General features: G+C 70.6%; 16 protein-coding genes. 5 read left to right on the top strand and 11 right to left on the bottom strand.

Going from position 1 to position 18,328, the window contains the following annotated elements; genetic code table 11:
- Positions 1-632: 632 nt before the first annotated feature.
- The 3 genes from ABZV78_RS06570 to ABZV78_RS06560 form a co-directional block, all read right to left on the bottom strand.
- Positions 633-758 carry a hypothetical protein gene (locus tag ABZV78_RS06570; protein WP_355635920.1) on the bottom strand — a complete coding sequence of 42 codons (126 nt, stop codon included), beginning with the start codon at positions 756-758 and terminating at the stop codon, positions 633-635.
- Between the two features lie 638 nt (positions 759-1,396).
- The gene (locus tag ABZV78_RS06565; protein WP_355635918.1) at positions 1,397-1,624 is read right to left on the bottom strand and encodes a hypothetical protein; all 228 of its coding nucleotides are present in this window, start codon (positions 1,622-1,624) and stop codon (positions 1,397-1,399) included.
- 557 nt (positions 1,625-2,181) lie between these two features.
- On the bottom strand, positions 2,182-2,544 hold the full coding sequence (locus tag ABZV78_RS06560; protein WP_355635917.1) for a DUF3592 domain-containing protein: 363 nt from the start codon (positions 2,542-2,544) through the stop codon (positions 2,182-2,184).
- Between the two features lie 579 nt (positions 2,545-3,123).
- Here ABZV78_RS06560 and ABZV78_RS06555 point away from each other — a divergent pair.
- A complete protein-coding gene (locus ABZV78_RS06555; protein WP_355635915.1) occupies positions 3,124-3,432 on the top strand; it encodes a hypothetical protein in 309 nt (102 codons plus the stop codon).
- Positions 3,433-3,903: 471 nt separating this feature from the next.
- On the opposite strand, the gene ABZV78_RS06550 is transcribed toward ABZV78_RS06555, so the two are convergent.
- The 6 genes from ABZV78_RS06550 to ABZV78_RS06525 all read right to left on the bottom strand — a co-directional run bounded on the left by ABZV78_RS06550 (position 3,904) and on the right by ABZV78_RS06525 (position 11,670).
- Positions 3,904-4,743 carry a replication-relaxation family protein gene (locus tag ABZV78_RS06550; protein ID WP_355636014.1) on the bottom strand — a complete coding sequence of 280 codons (840 nt, stop codon included), beginning with the start codon at positions 4,741-4,743 and terminating at the stop codon, positions 3,904-3,906.
- A 367-nt stretch (positions 4,744-5,110) separates the two neighbouring features.
- Entirely contained in the window at positions 5,111-7,627 is a 2,517-nt protein-coding gene (locus ABZV78_RS06545; protein WP_355635914.1) for a DUF87 domain-containing protein, read from the bottom strand.
- On the bottom strand, positions 7,624-9,414 hold the full coding sequence (locus ABZV78_RS06540) for a DUF87 domain-containing protein (protein ID WP_355635912.1): 1,791 nt from the start codon (positions 9,412-9,414) through the stop codon (positions 7,624-7,626). The genes ABZV78_RS06545 and ABZV78_RS06540 overlap by 4 nt, the downstream gene beginning before the upstream one ends.
- 5 nt (positions 9,415-9,419) lie before the next feature.
- Positions 9,420-10,373 (bottom strand): PrgI family protein, encoded by a 954-nt coding sequence (locus tag ABZV78_RS06535; RefSeq protein ID WP_355635910.1) that lies wholly within the window; start codon positions 10,371-10,373, stop codon positions 9,420-9,422.
- Positions 10,370-11,290 carry a hypothetical protein gene (locus ABZV78_RS06530; protein WP_355635908.1) on the bottom strand — a complete coding sequence of 307 codons (921 nt, stop codon included), beginning with the start codon at positions 11,288-11,290 and terminating at the stop codon, positions 10,370-10,372. The genes ABZV78_RS06535 and ABZV78_RS06530 overlap by 4 nt, the downstream gene beginning before the upstream one ends.
- 2 nt (positions 11,291-11,292) lie before the next feature.
- Positions 11,293-11,670: a pilin gene (locus ABZV78_RS06525; RefSeq protein WP_355636013.1), complete on the bottom strand. Its 378-nt coding sequence runs from the start codon at positions 11,668-11,670 to the stop codon at positions 11,293-11,295.
- A 470-nt stretch (positions 11,671-12,140) separates the two neighbouring features.
- Between ABZV78_RS06525 and ABZV78_RS06520 the strand changes: the two genes are divergently transcribed.
- The gene (locus tag ABZV78_RS06520; protein ID WP_355635906.1) at positions 12,141-12,935 is read left to right on the top strand and encodes an HAD family hydrolase; all 795 of its coding nucleotides are present in this window, start codon (positions 12,141-12,143) and stop codon (positions 12,933-12,935) included.
- A gap of 148 nt (positions 12,936-13,083) precedes the next feature.
- Positions 13,084-13,653, top strand: coding sequence for a dihydrofolate reductase family protein (locus tag ABZV78_RS06515; RefSeq protein WP_355635904.1), 570 nt, complete (start codon positions 13,084-13,086; stop codon positions 13,651-13,653).
- Positions 13,654-13,740: 87 nt separating this feature from the next.
- On the opposite strand, the gene ABZV78_RS06510 is transcribed toward ABZV78_RS06515, so the two are convergent.
- Complete coding sequence (locus tag ABZV78_RS06510; protein WP_355635902.1) at positions 13,741-14,598, bottom strand: hypothetical protein; 858 nt, start codon at positions 14,596-14,598, stop codon at positions 13,741-13,743.
- A gap of 749 nt (positions 14,599-15,347) precedes the next feature.
- Between ABZV78_RS06510 and ABZV78_RS06505 the strand changes: the two genes are divergently transcribed.
- Positions 15,348-16,259 carry a hypothetical protein gene (locus ABZV78_RS06505; protein ID WP_355635901.1) on the top strand — a complete coding sequence of 304 codons (912 nt, stop codon included), beginning with the start codon at positions 15,348-15,350 and terminating at the stop codon, positions 16,257-16,259.
- Positions 16,252-17,259: a DNA methyltransferase gene (locus tag ABZV78_RS06500; RefSeq protein ID WP_355635900.1), complete on the top strand. Its 1,008-nt coding sequence runs from the start codon at positions 16,252-16,254 to the stop codon at positions 17,257-17,259. Before ABZV78_RS06505 ends, ABZV78_RS06500 begins: the two co-directional genes overlap by 8 nt.
- A gap of 23 nt (positions 17,260-17,282) precedes the next feature.
- Here the strand turns inward: ABZV78_RS06500 and ABZV78_RS06495 are convergent, their stop codons facing one another.
- Positions 17,283-18,017 carry a hypothetical protein gene (locus tag ABZV78_RS06495; protein ID WP_355635899.1) on the bottom strand — a complete coding sequence of 245 codons (735 nt, stop codon included), beginning with the start codon at positions 18,015-18,017 and terminating at the stop codon, positions 17,283-17,285.
- Positions 18,018-18,328: the final 311 nt, after the last annotated feature.

The raw sequence follows: 18,328 nt of genomic DNA, 5'->3' as shown, positions 1-18,328 counted from the left end.
GTCTAAGGCGCGCCACGATCTGACCATCAACTTCGATCTTCATGCGGGTAAGAATCCCGCCAGCGTCCACGGCACGACGAACCGTGATAGTCGACATGGGCTCCCCTTCCCTGCGGTCCGTGATATATCGGAGCATCTCAACGGCGTGCATGCCACCGGACGGATTCAGCTCCGGAGCGTGGGGACCAGGGCGACGCGGACGTTGCCGAACAGGTGCGGAGTGGTCTTGGGCATCCATGGAGCAGGCAACCGACGTGCAGCCACCGGTACAGCCAAGCCCGCCGCCCGGGGGATCGGGCGAGAGCGGCACGGCCGACACACGATGCAAGTCAGTGACGGCAGCCGACATGTGCAGACAGCCGGCGCGATCTTTGCAAGGCAGCAGGGAAGCGCGGCGTGCCCGTTCCGTCCCGATGGGGCGGGAGCCGGCGGTAAACGGCGGTCAACTCCTGGACGTGGAAGCCATCATGGCGGCGCAGGTCAAGCCAGGTCCGTGCCGAACAACCTCCGCCCGTGCCCACACTTTCTAAACCGCGTGGCACCCACGCCGACGCCTGACAGCCATGGAGACTCGTCTGGTAGGGCGCTCCACCTTGTCCCCCGGGCTACGACTGCCCGAACGGACCCGACCGTCACGCCCCACTCCGCCGGTCCTTGTCGGCGGCTTGGATCGCGTGCAGGACCGCTAGACGGATAACCCAGTAAAGAACGAAGATGCTCAGCGCGTAGAAGAGAACGGCTGCGAGTGTGGCGTCCATGATCGTAAACCGTAGAGGTCAGCTACCAGGGCCGCTACAGCCATTCGTACAGCCAAGACCGCCCACAGCCGCCGACGCTGTCCGACAGCGGCCGACGGGCTGACCAGCCCTACACCCGGTGGACCAGTCGTCCGCGATCTTCTTCTAATCCCAAGGCCGCAGGTTCGAATCCTGCCGGGCGCACCACCGTCATCCCAGGTCAAGGCGGCCCGCAAGCGGGCCGCGCCTGCCCGGCCCCGGCCTGCTGGCGACCTTCGGCCGGCATCGGCCGGGCCGGCCGGCCACGCTGAGGGACGACCAGGACCCTGAAGACCTCGGGGCTCCGCCCCGAACCCCGGCCCTCCTCAGAGATCAGCCGCGGATCCCTCGTCGGGCCCCACAAGGGCTACCAGCCTCCGCGGACGGGGCCAAGGTCGTTCGGCTAGTGAGGCTCTCCACCTTGTCCCCGTCCGGGGAGGCTGGACGGTCTACGACTGCCCGACGAGGAGATCCTTCATCCCAGCCAGCGCGCTTCGGTGCTTGCAGGTTGAAGCGTGCCCACGTCTATTGCACCTGTTCAGCCAGTAAGTAGCGTGGCGGTGGTCAGGGGGTCGCTGGACGGTGACATCCAGCGGCCCGCTCGGGCGGTGGACGAGGAGTCAAGAGTGGCGGGTGACGTCAGTGACCGTAGGGCAAGAGTGCTCGTCGCTGCGATTGCCATATTGGGGATGCTCTTCCTGGTGGCGGGATCGTCGGTCCTGGGCACGTTCTGGTTTCGCCACGGGACGTTCAAGGACGGAGAGGTCGTTGACGCCCGCGTTTTGAAGGTGGTTCCAGGGCGAACCGGTGAAGCCGAGGTCGAGTATTTCGCCGACGGTGACCGTCATCAGGGGTGAATCTACTGTGGCACCTCATGTCCCGACAAGGGCGACCGGATGGAGGTTGAGTACTCGACCAGCGATCCGAGTGACGTTGTCCGGAACCGGGCACGTCCGTTCTCGGTGATCGACGTACTTGCCTTTTTCGGCACCGGCACCGGAATCGTGGTCTCCGGGGTTCTGCTCCGACGGGACACGGTCGCTCTTCGGCGCCATCGGCGAGCACGACCGCCCGACCAGCCGGCACCTGCCTTCTAACTCCAAGGCCACCTGCTGGTCCTGACCAGTCCGCATTCAGTCCGCAAGAGGGCGACGAACGGCGGGGGAGCGGTGTGAGATGTCGAGAGACGTTTCCGCAGCTAGACGCGGGTGCATGCAGGTAATCTGACGTGGGCAACTTGATCTCATAATCCTTCGGTCGCCCGGCCGACCCTTGACGACCGACATTGAGACTCGTCCGATAGGGCGCTCCGCCTTGGCCCCGCCCGGGGAGGCTGGACGGCCTGCGACTGCCCGACGAGGAGATCCGCTAACCAGCCGACACCAATGTGGTCCTAATGACGAGTTCAGCCCAGCGCGACGGCAAGTGCAATGGCGATGAGGATCGCGGTGACGGCTATGGCCGCGATGGTCTTGACAATGAGCATGACGACGCCCTCGGACATGACTGCCACTTCGGGGTTTCCTGGAAGGTAACGCACCAGGAAGTCCTGCCCGACTTCGACGTCTGGGGCAACGTGGCCGGTGATCGTGTGCTTGCCACGCGGGGATGAGTACGTGACGCTGCCCCTCCACACCGGGCCATAACGACCGGCCGACCGCCTAAGACTCGTAACCCTGCCGTTAACGGTCTGACCGAAGAGCCGCAGCCGCCACTCCCGCACGGTGGTTCTGCCCTCGGTCAAGTAGAAGAGGGCGAAGATCGCCACCCACAGGATCGGAAATACCCATTCCACGGCCACACCCCGATCAGACAAGCACAGGAGGGCCGTGATCGTATCTGCAACGCGCCAGACCACCACAGACCGTCCAGGGCGCTGCTTGCCGAGCTGACAGCAGCCCGAAACCACGATTAGCAACGGCGCTGGACAGATCGACGCGGCAGCGGACGAGTAGAGCGCTGCGAGCAGTAGTTTCCGACCCTCCTGCGCGGAGCCGGACAGTCCGGCCGAGGCTACGGATCAGAGCGTCTGGCTTGGGAGCCACGCGTGAAAGCCACCCGGGCGAACGGAGCCGGAGGGTCCGGACCGATCCAGTTGCCAAGAGCGCGGCGACCAGGGCGACGCGGACGTTGCCAAACGGGTGCGGAGTGGTCTTGGGAATCTACGGATCAGAAGGTGGCTGTACAGCCATCCGTACAGCCAAGCCCGCCGACGGACACGGTCCCGGGTCGACGGTGGGCGACACGGCGAGCAGGTCAGCGGCAGTCACCGACGCAGGCAGACAGCAGTCTCGATCTTTGCAAGGCAGGGCAACATATGATCCGGTGACCACGCCGAGGAGGTCAGATGGAGACATGGCGCTTCCTGGCCGGAGTCATGATGAGCCTGACCATGGTCCTCATCGGCGTCGCCCTGACCACCAACTTTCGCGGCGTGACGGAGTGGCATGTGCGGCGGTCGATGGCCACCGCGAGCGTTCTACGGCGAGTTCCACCGTGGCGCTGGCTACCAGACGTCCCGCACGAGGAGCGTCTGGCGCGCTTCGTCCTGGTGGAGCGGCTGCTTGGCGTAGCTTTCGCAGTGGTCGGCGTCATGATCTTGATTACTGTCGGCTACGGCTTCTTGACCGGTCAGCCGATCCCGTCGAACCGATGAGGAAGCCGCAGGTGTCTGGACCAGCAGGCGAGCGGTCCGCATCTAGTCCGCAAGAGGACGGCGGATGGCGGGGGAGTGCTGTGAGATGTCGAGAGGTGTTTCCGCTGCTAGATCACCATGTGCCCAGCTCGGCGGGGCGGAGCAGTTGATCTCATAACCCCTCAGTCGCCGTGCCCGTTGCGTGTCCGTTGACACGGGGGCCGAGGGTCAACGGCGGTCAGCTCCTGGACGTGGCGGCCGGCATCGCAGCGCAGGTCAGCCCAGGTCACTGCCGCACGACTCCCGGCCGTGTCCACACTTCCTAAACCGCGCGGCGCCCACGTCGACGCATGACAACGCCCTTGAGACTCGTCCGGTAGGGCGCTCCACCGTGTCCCCGTCCGCGCAAGCTGGAAGGTCTACAGCTGCCCGACGGGGAGATGCGAGCCCGCACGGTTGAGGCCCGCCAGCAGGGCTGACTGGGGCACCTGGCTAGTCGTCGTCGGGGTGGGTGAAGCGGTGGGGGTTCGTGGCGGGGTTGTCGGGGCCGTGGTCGCTGGGCAGCTCGTGCAGCCAGCGGCGCAGCCCGGGCTCCGTGGTCAGCGTCCAGGCCGGTCCGGCGGGATGCTCGTCGTGGATGCCGGTGGCGACGGGCATTGCGGTGGGAACACCGGCGAGCGCGCGTAGCAGGTTCGCCTCCCGGCGTCTGCTCCGCACGCGTAGCAGGACCGGGTAGCGGGGCCCGAACTGGGCGAGGCGTTCGTAGCCGCGCAGCTTGCGCAGCACGATCGCGAGCGGTTCGGTGCCGTTGTCGTGCTCCAGGAAGAACCCCACCTGCTGGTGCCCGACGCACCACACGCCGTGCCCATCGGGCCGGATGCCGGCGACGGCATAGGCGGCGGTGGCGTGCTGCTCGGACCACCACCTCGCCAGCCGCGCGTTCTGGTGGCAGCGGGCGTGGGCGAGGAGGTCGACGAACAGTTGGTTGGTGCCGAGCAGGTGGGCGAGCCGGCAGCTGCCGACGATGCGTTCGGTGCGCTCGATGCTGCTGCGCGGCGGTCGGGCGTCGGGCCGATCCGGGTCGTTGTAGGCGGTGGGGTGCACGAGCATGCCGAGGGGACCGAGGGCGTAGAGGTACTGGCCGTCGCCGGTGGTGATGTCGACGAAGCGGCTGACGGCCTCGATGCCGTGCAGGGTGGCCAGTCGTAGCCGGGCGGAGCGGCGGGAGGTGAACGCCGCCTCGGTGATCTGGTCGGCGGAGAGCACATAGTGCTCGGCGAGCCAGGCGAGGAGTTGACGGTCGCGCAGCGTGAGTCGACGTAGGTGTTCCAGGCGGGAGCGGCGGCTGGTGTTGCTGCGGGAGGCGAGGAGCCGGGGGTTGGATGACCGGGGATGGAAGACAGGTCGATCGGTAGACACGAGCGGACGTCCCTTCAGGGGAGGAAGTGGGTCCCCTCCGTTGGAGGGGTGTCTGGAATCAGGGGTGGTGGTGACGGTGCCGGTGGGCCGCCGTGTGCTGCACTGACAGGCCTGCCCGCGCTGTCGGTCAGCGGCAGTCAGCCCTTGGTGGTGAAGGGCGAAGGAAGCGTCTGCGGAAGGGGTGACGGAAATCCCCACCAGGCGCCTGACAGACCCCGAAGGAACCTTCGTCAGCCCGCCACCTGGCCGCGCCGGGCGACCCGTTCGCGGTCAACCGGCCTCAAGGCCTGGCCTTGTTGCTCTCCACACGGGGCGCGCGGGTTTGCTGGGGTGGCCCTGAGTAGCGGTCGACCAGAGCGTCGATCGCGCCGATGTCCTGCACCGGAACGGCGCGCGCCGCGGCCTGCCGGATCGCGGTCGCCTCGCCGATCAGCGGCTTGGGTGGGCGGGTCTTCATGGTGAACGCCGGCGTCTGTCGGCCGCCTACGACCAGGCGGGTGGCGGCGGTGTAGGCGTCGAGATGGGTCAGGTCGTGCTCGTCGAGTTCCGGCAGGGTGTGCCGAGCCAGGACGCGAGCGTCCTCCGGCGCGCACGAGAAATAGATCTTGTTGCGGGCGTTCGCCGACGCCGCGGCGAGAAGGTCCTTCGGGAACTGGGCGAGGTCCTGGTGCGACAGCACCAGCGACAGCCGGTACTTACGGGCCTCGGCGAGCATCGTGTCCAGGCTGTTGGCGAGGGTGAGGAAGTTCTGCGCCTCGTCGATGATCAGCGTCGCGTCGCGCCGCTTGTCGGGGGCGATCTTCGCCCGGGCGGTGGCCGCCTGCCACACCTGCGCCAGCACCAGGGAGCCGAGCAGCTTGCTGGTGTCCTCCCCGAGCTGACCCTTGGGGATGCGCACGAGCAGCGCCCCGCCGTCGAGGACCTCACCCATGTCGAAACTCGAGCGCGGGTAGCGCATGGTCCGCTTGACGAAATCGCGCAGCAGGAACGCCCGCAGGCGCGCCAGGACGGGCCCGATGACCTGGGAGCGCAGGGCGGGGTTGAGCTCGTCATACCACTGCCAGAACCCGGACAGGCCGGCCGGGTCGTCGAGGTCAACGGTCATCGCCGAGCGGAACTGCGCGGAATTGAGCAGGGGCGGGATGTGCTGCAGGGTGACGTTGGCGTGCCGCAGCAGGGTCAGGCACGCCACCCGCATCACATCGTCCATGCGCGGGCCCCACGCCTTGGCGAAGATGTTCCCGAAGATCGACACCAGGTTGTCCACGACCAGATCCGGGTCGTCGCCGGACAGCGGGTTGATCGTCGGCGGGTTCGGCTGATCGGGATCGAACAGCACCACCCGGTCCGCGACCGATGCCGGGAGCCGGTCGAGGATGTCCAGGACCATGTCGCCGTGCGGGTCGATGACCACCGTGCCGCGACCGGCCTTGATGTCGTCGACCGCCATGTTGACCAGCAGCGTCGTCTTCCCGGAGCCGGTGGCCCCCACGACGTGCAGGTGGTAGCGGGCGTCGGGCACGGCCAGGGCCACCCCGTGACCACCGACCTGCGCGTCACCGATCACCTTCATGCCGCGCCCCCCGGTGGGCACGGCGACCGGGGCGGGCATGGACTTCGCGCGCGCCCGGTCCAGCCCGGGCACGGCCAGGTCCCGGGGCAGCGCGGCGAGCGCGGCCAGCTCCGGGGTGCAGGTGAGGAACCCGCCGCCGAGCCGCCGCGACGCCAGCACCGCGGCCGGCGATGACATGCGGGTACGAGGGACGAGGCGGTTGCGGCCCGAATAGATCGCGAAGGAGGACGCGATCGCGTCGGCGATGCCCAGCAGCCGGGGCCGCTGGTCCGTGCCGCCGCGCCGGCTGTCCTTGCCGACGGCGTAGCGCACGGCGGTCTCCCACAGCGGGTGGGAGGTCTTGTCGAGGATCGCCCGCACATCGCGCTCCACGCCCGGGTCGCGCCGCCCCGCCGGAGCTGATCGGGCGGGGCCTGCGGTGCTGCCGGGCAGGAACAGCTCGACGAGCCACCGCAGGGGAGCGGCCGGGTTGAGCCCAGGGACGGCGGTTTTGCCGTCGCGCAACCGGGCGGCGGCCCGCCGGGCCCGCGACACGCGCCGCGGCCCGGCAGGGCGGGCCAGGACCTGCACACACGCGTACTCGTCAGCCTTGAGCTGGGAGCCGGCGGACATCAGCGCCCGCAGCGGATCGTTGTCGTGGCCGGTGTGCAACGGCAGCCACTCCGCTGCCATCGGCAGCAGGTGACCGCCCACCGCCGCCGGCACATCCACCGGCATTGGCGGGGGAGCGCTGTCCTCGACCGCGCAGGCGGCGCCGGGCCAGGCGGCGCGGACGGCGGCTTCCAGGGCGCCGCGTGCGACGGTGCCGGGCACCCACACGGAGATCAGCAGCCGCCGACCGGTCCACGAGTACTGCCACACCACGTGCGGACTGCCGTAGAGCAGCCGCCGCCGGCGCGACTGGGTGAGGGTGCCGGCGAGGTTGGCCCACAACGCCGCCGCGCCGTGCGGGTCGACCTCCGGTGGCGGAGCAATGGTGACCAGACGGGCGCCGTCGGCGTGCCGGCGGTGCCGCCCCAGCCGCAGGAGGTTGCAGGCAGCGACGTAGGCCACCAGCACGGCCGCCGCGACGGCGAGCAGCCAGGGCCGCTGCGCCACCCAGCCGGCGGCGTCGAGCACCCACCGCGCGGCGCCCGTCGGCGGTGGGAGGACTTCGGTGCCGGGCGCCGAGGGGCTGGGGTCGGCCGCCGGCAAGGCCAGGTACGGGGCGAGGGACCAGTTCACAGCTCGTCTCCTTCGTCGTCGAGGTCGGCCAGCTCGCTCGGGCTCGTGGTGCAGAGCCGGTGCTCGGCGGGGGAGGCGACGGCCTCGAAGCTGGTCCGGTTGGTACCGGAGATCAGCAACCCCGTGCCGACCCGGGCGGCGAGGAGCAGCCGTCGCTCGCCGGCGGTGAGCCCGAACGCCTCGCCGATGGCGTCGATGGCCTGCGGCGCCTGCTTGAGCAGCACCTGGGTCGCGGCGTTGGCGACGACGGCCTGCCCGAGGTCGGTGCCCAGGACGTCGGCGACGTCCTGGGTGATGACGGTCAGGCCGGCGTGGCGTTTGCGGGCGGCCTTGGACATGCGGAACAGGAACCGGGCGCCCTCGCCGTCGCGCATGAGCAGCCACGCCTCGTCCACGACCACGAGCCGCCGTGCGGCCAGCCGGCCGGGGGCGTCGACCTGCCGCCAGATCGCGTCCAAGGCGAGCAGGGTGCCAATGGTGCGCAGCTCGTCGGGCAGGTGCCGCAGCGACCACACGACGAGGTGCCCGTCGGGTCGGGTGGTGCTCGGCCCGTTGAACAGGTCGGAGAACGACCCCTGCACCCATGGCGCGAGGCGGGCGGCGAGCTGCCTGGCGGCGGGGTCGTCGTCGGCTCGCAGGCAGTCGGCGAGGTCGCGCAGGAGCGGTGCGGGCCGGTGGTGGGTGGCCGGGTCCGCGGTGATGCCCGCCGCCCGGTAGACAGCCAGGATCGCCCGGTCCAGGGCCGCCCGCTCGGCGGGCGGCGGCTGCTGCCCGAGCAGGACGCTGACGAGGGTGTGCAGGAACAGGCCGCGTCGGGTGAGCACGTCCGGGCGAGTGTCGTCGGCCGGCAGATCCAGGGGGTTGATCTTCACCCCGGACGCGCCGAGGCGGACCACGGCGCCGCCGACCGCGTCGGCCAGGCGCGGGTACTCGTCTTCGGGGTCGATGACGGCGACCTGCACCCGCTGGTAGAGGCTGCGCAGGATCTCCAGCTTCACAAAATACGACTTGCCGGCACCGGACCGTGCCAGGACGACGCAGTTGTGGTTCTCCTGCGCCCAGCGGTCCCACCACACGATGCCCTGCGAGTCCGGGTTCACCCCGTAGAGCACCCCACCCTCGGCGGGTGGGTCGCCGGGCAGCGGCGCGGGCAGATCGGCGGAGGCGAGGGGGAACGCGGCGGCGAGGGCGGCGGTGTCCATGGTGCGCCGCATCTGCAGGCTGTCGGTGGCCAGGGGAAGGGTGGTGGTCCAGCCTGCGAGGTGCCGCCAGGTTGACGGTTGCACCTCGACCAGGGTGGACGCGGCGGCGGCCTTGACCTGCGCGCACGCTTCGAGAAGTTCGTCTTCGGTGCGGGCGTGCACGGTCAGGTAGAGACCGACGCGGAACAGTTGCGCCGCGCCACGGGCGAGCCGCTGCGCGAGGTCCGCCGCATCGTCGGCGGCGGCGTCGACGGCCGGGTCGGGTAGCTTGCCCCGCTCAGCGTGCGCCCGCCGCGAGGACTCGAAGCGGGCCCGCTGGGTGCGCAGCCGGGCAGCGGCGACCGGGGCGGGCAGCGGGTCGATGTGCAACGCGAGGTCGAGGCGGCCCGGCCAGGACAGCAGCGGCTCGAGCCAGGCCGGACCGACCTCGGCCGGATAGCCGGTGACCACGAGAGTGGCGGCGTAGCCGTCGCCGACGCGCAGCATCCGCGGCGTCACCTCTACCGAGGCGGGGGCGACCGTCGCGGCCAGCCCCCGCGCCCGGTGGCCCGGCCCGCCCGGGTGGGGTCGGTTGCGGTTCTTCATGCCTGTCAGCTCCTTTCGGGTCGGTGGCGCCGGTGGGGCGCGGATGCGGTGATGACGGCGTCGGGGGCCGCGAGGCCGCCGGGTCGGGGCGGCCGGTAGGGATCGGCGGCTGCGGCGAGAGCGGCGGTGACGGCCGCGCCGTCCAGCGCCCGGGTGGTGACGCCGAGGCCGGCCAGCGCGCGGACGGTGTCCTCGGCGCGCCGGCGGGCGGCGCGCTCGCCGGCGGTGGTGCGGGTGACGATGAGGACCTGCCGGCGCAGCGGATCCCGCCTGGTAGCGAGGTCGCCGAGGAAGCGGGCATGGTCGGCCGCCGCGTCCGCCAGAGCGGGGTGCGGCAGCTTCTCGGCTGCCTCGGCGAGGGCGCGGGCGGCGCCCTGCAGGTCCACCGGTTGGGCGGACACGACGATCTGCGTCGGCGCGGACAGCGAGTTCAGCCACCGGCCGAACGTGTCGACCAGCGCTGCCTGCTCGTCGGGGGTGCGCAGGGCGAGGTTGACGCTGGTGGCGGCCACCATCGCCGCCCGCGCTCCGGCCAGGCGGATGTCCCCGCCATCGTCGATCGCGTCGGCGGGCAGCTTCAACGGCGCTGGCAGGGTCACCTTCGACGCCGGGGCCTGCACCCAGTCGGGCACCTCGGTTGTCGTGTCGGTCGTCGACAACGCCCGCGGCACCCGAGAGTGCCGCACGGCGGCGAGCAGCCACACATCCAGCGGCAGGCCGTCACGCCGGCCCACGGCCACGCCGAACACGAGACCGCCGAGCACGACAGCCGCGCAGATCAGTACCAGCGCGGGAACGAACGTGTGCAGGGCCCGCCACGCCCCGTAGAAGGCGAGGGCGGCGACGGCGAGGATCGCCAGCTGCCGGAACGTCAGACCGTAGAGCACCTTGTCGGGAGCGTCGACGTCAGCGGGCATCCGCACCCGGCCCGGATCGGCGCGGTCGTCGTGGCGGCTCATCGGCCGACCGCCTTCAGCCCGCGGCCGAGGCCGGGCACCGTACGGGTGGCCTGCTGCACGACGATGACCCGCACCGCCGCGCCGAGCATGTTCACCCCGCGGCCGCTGTTGCCGGTGGCCACGTAGCGGCGCATCAGGGACGGCACGCGCAGCGTCGTCCACAGCATGACCATGACCACGAACAGGTTGATCGCGCTGCCCGGATCCACCGGCAGCCCGAGCACGGGCAGCAGGTGCTCGGGGTCGGTGAGCATCCAATGCCCGGCGTAGAGAGTGAAGCCCTGCACGACGGGCACGGCGAGGACACCGGCGTAGGACCGCCACCACATGCGCGCGACTGGTTCGGTCTGCGGCATCGCGTGACAAGCGAGGGCCAGCGGCGCGATGGCGGTCAGGACGATGACCACGGCGAAGCGGACGATCACGCTGAACGCGGTGCCCGCGAGGAGGACGGCGATGATTGCCACGCAGATCACGAACAGCAGCACCGCCGTGGTGTCCTGCCCGGCGAGGATGTGCGTCTTGATGGCGCGCAGCGCGCCGTCGCTAGCCCCCTCGGGTGTGGTGAGCGCGCCGGTCAGGGCGTTGGCCAGGTCGATGAGCATGCCGCACCACAGCTGCGAGAAGTGCGCGGCGACGAACCCGACGATCAGCCTCGGAACGAGGTCCTTGGCCGCGTAGCGGGTGGTTTCACTGCCGCCGGCGGTCATGGTGAGCAGCCCGGCGGCCACGAAGGCGAGGATGAAGACGGTGTCGACGACGAGTACCGAGCGGCCCGTCAGGGCCTGCACCTGCGGCAGGGCGGTGACCTTCGGGGTGATCAGCATTGCGCTACTGATCACCCCGAACAGGGCGTCCAGGCTCGCGAGGATCGTCGTCGACAGCCAGTCCAGGATCTGGTCGAGTAGCCAGCTCATGGTCAGCCTCCGACGATGCCTTGGACGACCTGCAGCAGGACAGGGGCGAGGAGGGCCAGGCCGTAGCCGACCAGGGCGTTTTTCAGTGCGCCCTTGGCCCGCTCGACCTGCGCCGGGTCGCCGCCTGCGGTGGCCCAGTAGACGCCGGCCAGGACGAGGAACAAGGTGGCCAGGGCGGCGAGGATGCCGATCAGCCAGGCCCGCAGATTGGCGATGACAACCGGCAGCGAGTTCACCGCCACGATCGCCGGCGCACCAGAATCGGCCTGTGCGGCGGCCGGTGCCGCCAAGACCAGGGCGATTGTGACGGCCACCGTGACGAGGCGGCGGAGGACGTGGACGTTGGTGAGGGCACGAAGACGTGCGCGGATGCGGTACATGGGCAGGTTCACCTCCAGCCCACCCCTCGAGCTAGCGAGGGGCGGGCGTCGAAAGGACGTCGACAGGGCCGCCGCCGGGCACTGGACGGAGCGTCGGCGAGCCGCGGCAGTCCCTCGGGAGGAGCGCCTCCTCCCTGTCGGGTGTAGCGGGAATCGGTGAGGTGTCAGCGCACCAAGACGGCGCGGCACCCGAGGCGCCCGGCTCGCGTAAGCCCCCACCTCGGGCCCGGCGGCGGGCGGAACCTCCCAGCGCCGCGTGTAGCGCTGCGGAAGAGTTCCGCACCCTCAAACCGGCGTTTGTCAGCTCTGCCGGACACCCCCGGAGCTGACATCGGTCTGACAGCCACGGCACTCGTCTGACCACCAGCTGCGCCCACGCGCGGGCATCGTGATGCCCGGCCCGCTCGCTCGGGCCTGTCTTCAAAGACTTGCGCCCATGTGGAGCGGCGCAACTGTGGTGAGATGTCGCCATGGTCACCCCTCGCGTCATCGCCACGGATCTCGACGGCACCCTGCTACGCAGCGACTCGACGCTGTCTGACCGGACCCGCGAGGCCCTGCGAATCGCGCGAGCCGCTGACGTGCGCGTGGTGGCGGCAACTGCCCGCCCGGCCCGGGTCATCGACGATCTCTTCGGGTCGGAGACGCTCATCGACATCGCGGTCTGTGGCAATGGGGCGGTGCGCTACGCCGTCGGCAGCCACCAGATTCAGATCACTCACCCGCTGCCGCAGGACGTGACGCGGCGGGTGGTGGCGGAGATCTCTCGTCTGGTGCCCGGGGCCGGCTTTGCCGTGGAGACCGGTCACCGGGTGCTCTTCGAACCGGGTTACCGCTACCGCCCGACACTGGACAACGACCGGGTGCCCGTCGCCACGCTGTCGGAACTCGTTGCCGACTCGCTGGTCAAGATCATGGTCTGGTTGCCCGATCAGGACCCGGATGTGGCCTGGACGCGGCTGCGTCCCGGACTCGGTCAACTCATCGAATGCACGTGGTCCGCCGAGCGCGCGCCGCTGGAGATCGCCGCGCTCGGCGTCTCCAAGGCTGCCGCCCTGGCCACGCTCTGCCAGGACTGGGAGGTGGACCCAGCCGAGGTGATCGCTTTCGGGGATGCTCCCAACGATCTACCCATGCTCGCCTGGGCGGGCACTGCCTACGCCGTCGCTAACGCACACGGCTCGGTACTCGCGGCGACGGCCAACCACACGGCCGGCAATGACGAGGACGGTGTCGCCCAGGTGCTGGAGCAACTCTTCGCCTAGTGCGGTGTCCACTAACGTTCACCGGGTGTCCGGTGGATGTTGTGGATTGGGTGCTTCGCCCCATTGAATCTGGCACCGACGCGGCGTCGCCGATGAGTCCTGGGAGGCCTGACGGTCCAACCCTGAAGACAACGTTCAGGAGGTCTCGATGGGCACCGTGGTGCTGTACAAGAGCATGTCGTTGGACGGCTTCGTCGCCGGCCCCGACATCGGCGCGGAACATCCAATGGGAAAGGGCGGCATGCGGCTACATGAATGGATGTTCACCGACCGTCCCGACCCGCGCGACAAGGAGGTCATCGCTGCCACGTTCGCCTCGGTGGGCGCGGTCGTGGTCGGCAAGCGCACGTTCGACGTCGGACTGCCCCACTGGCAGGACACCCCCTATCCGGCACCGACCTTCGTACTCACCCACCAGGCCCGTGACGAACTCGCCATGACGAGCGCGACGTTCACCTTCGTCACCGACGGCATCGAGACCGCCCTCAAGTCCGCCCAGGACGCGGCCGACGACAAGGACGTGATCGTGATGGGCGCCCAGACGGGACGGCAGTTCCTGCGCGCCGGGCTGCTGGATGAGTTGCAGGTCAACTTGGTGCCCGTCGTGCTGGGCGCCGGAACCCGGCTGCTGGACGACCTGGGCCACATCGAGTTGGAGCGCACGCAGGTGATCGCCTCCGACGCGGTCACGCACCTGCGGTTCCGGGTCGTGAAGTAGCGGGCAACCGTACCCGCCGCTGATCACGCGGCGCCGTGCCTCCGCGCCCTGCCAAGGCGCCAGCCCGCAGCGGAAAAGCGTCGCAGGTCAGGCGGCTGCTCGAGGCGCGCTGCGCAGGGCGCCGGCGCGGCCGGTGCGAGTGCGCGCGCGGTGCGCGGACTGGTGCTGCAGATACTCGCGAGCCTGGGCCGAGACGACGCCGCTGAGCAGCCCCATGGCGAGGGCGTCAGCGAGGCGCTGGTCGATGCCGTTCATCCGCTTACGCAGCGCGTCGACGGTGATGCCCAGACGCGCGGCGATCGGTTCGATCGCTCTGCCCCCGAGCCGCAGGTCGATGTAGGGCTCGAGGTCACTGGCCTCGAGCAGACCGAGCCGGGCGGCCCGGCGAACCAGGAGGTCGGGGTGGCCGTAGGGGACGTGCGGCGCGCGCGGGCCAATGACGTGCTCCAGGTCCTGCACCGGCACCGCGGTGCCCGCCCGGCGCAGCATCTCGTGACCGGCCCGCCAGGCGGCCATGCACAACGCGGCGTACGGGGCCGGCTTGGCCAGGTCGACGCGGTCGCGCAAGGCGGCGAGGAAACCGGTGAGGATCTCCGCGTCCAGGTCGGCTCCGTCACCGGACCACCCCGCGTGCAGCCGCCCGGCATGCCGGCGCAGCGCGGGCATCGCCATCGCCACCGCCGCGATGACCCAGGACGGTCCGTCCAAGCGAGCGCGGCGAACCAGGTCCCGCCACACCGCGTCACGCGCCGCGTAGGCGCGCGGACGGTGCAGCAGCCAGTCCCGCAGCGCAGGCAGTGTCATGACACCGGCCGGCAAACCGGTGCCAGGTCCGAGCGTGTCCAGATCGAGTGTCAGGGGGTCGGGGCCCGTGGTCAGTGCCGCGAAGGCGGCCTCGACAGCGTCCAGCGGCGAGTCCGGCCAATTCGAGTCGGACACGGTCATGTCACACACTCCAGAGGCGATCGTCGACGACACGCCGAGGTGGTGTCACACCGGCGCGGAAGACACCGATTGCGCCACGGCGACCTCACAGACCTATGACAGTCCAGGCCAGCAGCACGACAGGACCGGGCCACCGCACCGGCACGCAGCAATGGAGGCAACGGCCGCCGTCCGCGCCGGATCCTGGCACCGGCCTGACAAGCCTGCTCTGACCTGCGCGTCGATATCGCCAGCCCGGGTGGTGACACGGGCCGTGTCGGCGGACCTGACAGCCTCGCCGTCCCCTCAACCGAACCTGACAGCGGTCTGACCAGAGCACGGTGCCGCCGGCCGTCTCTAACAGCCTGCCGCTGTCGGACACGGCCGATACGGCGAAACGTGGCATGGCGTCTGACACCGCGGCCGCGCCAGGTCTGACAGCGGCACCGACGGATGACAGACGTGACTGTCGTCGAGGAGGCCGCCTCACCGCGCTGAACCTGACACGCGCGGCGACCACGACCAGGCGACTGTCTGACAGCGGCGGCCCACCCCAACGGCATCCACCGCTGCCGCCATGGCTGTCCGTCACCTTCCATCAGGGCGGCGCGACAGCCGCCCGGGCACGTTTGACCGATCCAGGGCGCCACGCCTCCACGACCGGCGGTGCTGTCAGACCCCCGTCAGACCGAAAGGGTGTCCGCCACAGCTGACAACCGCCGATTTGAGGGTGTCAGCGCATCACGGCGCGGCGCGGAGCCCACATCCACATGAGCGAGCACACGCCGCAACACCCCCACGATCCTGTCCAGCCCGTCGACCCACCCGAGGCCGACTCGACCCTGACCGACGTGGTCGCCGGTGACCCACCGGTACCGGTCACCGTGTGGCGCACCGCCCGCACCGACACCGACACCGACCGCACCGTCGGCGCCCGGCTGGCCTACCGGCTCGTCGCCGCCTACAGCCGCCCCGGCGACCCGGTCGTCGACCTCACCGGCGACCACGCCCTGGCCGCCGTCTGCCGCGCAGGCCACCGCCGGCACCATCCCGGCTGGTTCACCGACGTCTCCAGCCTCATCATCGGCCCCGCCACCGCACCGACCCCGCCCGACCCGGCCGCGCCGCCCGATGACGGGGACCTGCCGGACCTGGGCGCCTGGTTCGGCGACGACCTCACCGACCCCGACCTGCCCCCGTCCACCGACCCGACCACCCCGTCCCGCCACGGCACATCACTGCACGAGGCGACCAGCCTCGTCGTGGCCTGCTGGCCCCTCGACCCCGCCGATGCCACCAACCGGATCCGGCTGGCATGGCTGCTGACCGCCTGCGCGCGCCTCCTGCGCCCCGGCGGCTGCCTCGTCCTCGTCGTCACCGTCCCCACCACCACGGCCGCCGGGCCAGAGGACTTCACCCCGGTGGCCACCGCCGCCGCGTCCGTGGGCCTGGGCTACCTGCAGCACATCGTCGCCGTCACCGCCGACACCGAAGGGGACGCCTTCGTCTACCACGTCACCGACGAGGAGCTACTCACCATCGCCCAGCAAGCCAGCCCGCAGCGGTGGACGGTGGCGCACCTGAAGGTCCACGCGGACCTGCTCGTGTTCAGCCCCGTACCCGGACCGGCCACAAGGCAGGCGAACCGGCGGCCGCGCGAGGGCGGTGAACGCCGTGGCTGATCACAGCCCCTTCCTACCCAGCCAGGGGCAGCCCGGCGACGCCGAGGACGCCTACCTCGGCCAGCACCGTGACGACGGCAGCCACCGCGAGAACAGCGGACGTCACCGGGCACCGGACCAACCACAGCGCCTGTCGGTGTGGGCCACCGCGCAGCAGACCGGACCGGTGCAACGCCGCGGCCGCTATGTCGCCGAGTCCGTCAAGCACCCCGCCCGCATGCTCCCCGCGATCGCCGCGCACGCCATCGCCGCCTACACCCAGCCCGGCGACCTCGTCCTCGACCCCATGTGCGGGATCGGCACCACCCTCGTCGAAGCCATCCACGCCGGCCGCGACGCCATCGGGGTCGAGTACGAGCCACGCTGGTCGAACATCGCCGACGCCAACATCACTCACGCCCACCAGCACGGCGCCACCGGCCGCGCCTCAGTGGTCCGCGGCGACGCCACCCGCCTTGCCGCCCTCCTGCCCGCAGCCCTCGCCGGGCAGGCCGCCCTCGTGGTCACCTCACCCCCGTACGGACCCACCGTCCACGGCCTCGTCCGGCCCGGAGCCGACGGTGTAGCGAAGTTCGACAACAGCTACGGCACCGACCGCGGGAACCTCGCCTACCGCGACCTCACCGGCCTCACCGACGGGTTCGAACAGATCCTGGCCGGCTGCGCCACTGTGCTGCGCCCCGGCGGCACCGTGGTGGTCACCGCCCGCCCCTGGCGCAAGAACGGCCAGCTCGTCGACCTGCCGTCCGCGGTCATCGCCGCCGGCCTGCGCGCCGGCCTGGTCCCGACCGAACGGTGCGTCGCCCTGCTCGCCGCGGTCCGAGACGGGCACCTCGTCGGCCGGCCGTCGTTCTTCCAACTCCAAACCGTGCGCAAGGCCCGCACCGGCGGTATCCCGCTGCACCTGATCACGCACGAGGACGTGCTGATCTTCCGCCGGCCGCAAGCCCTCCCGACGCCGGAAGACCTCACGGAAACCGAAGGTGGTCCGTCCCGATGACCACCCGTCGGCGCAGCCGGCTGCTACCCCTCGTCCATCAACCACTCACCGGGCAACGCCCGCCGCACCCCGGCGATAGCGCCCGCCGTCGCCGCGGCCACCCACAACCACGCCCCGCCGTCCTCACGCAGGACCGCCCCCAGCCCGTCGAACCACCTCATCGGCCTGCCGTCGGGCCCGGCCCAGAACGGGTAATCAGGCATCGGCAGCCGACGGAACCGCTGCTCGAGCAATGCGATGGCCTCATCGTCCAGCTCACGGTTGTCGGCGAACACCTCACCCGAGAACATCCACTCCGACAGCACCATCTCCACACACGCCAACGAGACCCGATCGAGGAACGGCTGCCAGTCCCGCTCGGCCTTGCTGGCCGACTCAACCCGGAACACCACCGGCGGGTCGGGCTCCGTCACCGCCGACAGCGGAACGCCCCACTGCGCCACGCTCTGGTTCTCCACCCGGAAGACCAGCACCTGGCCCGTGGCGTCGACGCTGACCTGATTCGGAGCAAGCAGGCGGTCCTGACTCCGGGTCAGGTCATAGCGCCTGCCGACCAGCGCATAAGCCTCACGCAGGGACGCCGGCAGGGGAAAACCCAGCCGGGCTTCCGCCGCCCGCAACTCGCTGTCGTCGCGGCCGTCGCCGGCCACGATCGGGCTCGCATAGCGCGCGGCGAAGAGCCGGATGAATCGCCACGCCCCAGCGGCGTCCCGAACGCCTCGCGCGAGTTCGTCGTGGAGATCAAATCCGCCGTTCACGAGGCAGACCATAGCGGCAGCCGGACCACCATCCCCGGAACTCGACACCGGGCTTCCCGACAGGACCTTGCCCGGAACTCGGCCGCGCCTCGCCCGGCCAGCCGCGTGAGCGGCCGCAGCGGCGTCCGACGCTGCGACTCGCCGCGGGAGGGCGCGCGCCAACGACGCCGGGCAGCGATCCTGCGCCGGCAGGTCTTCCTGCATCGGGCGGATACCCGTCGACGAGCTCACCCTCCGGCAGGCGTCGACGCAAAGGCGGGCTGTCGTGCATCGGCTTCCACCTCGCCCCGTCGACGGAGGCAGCGGGGAAA

The sequence above is a fragment of the Micromonospora sp. NPDC004540 genome (assembly GCF_040610095.1).
Taxonomy (GTDB): Bacteria; Actinomycetota; Actinomycetes; order Mycobacteriales; family Micromonosporaceae; genus Micromonospora.
The sequence above is the reverse complement of the archived record's forward strand: the minus strand, read 5'-3'. Positions and strand labels throughout refer to the sequence as shown.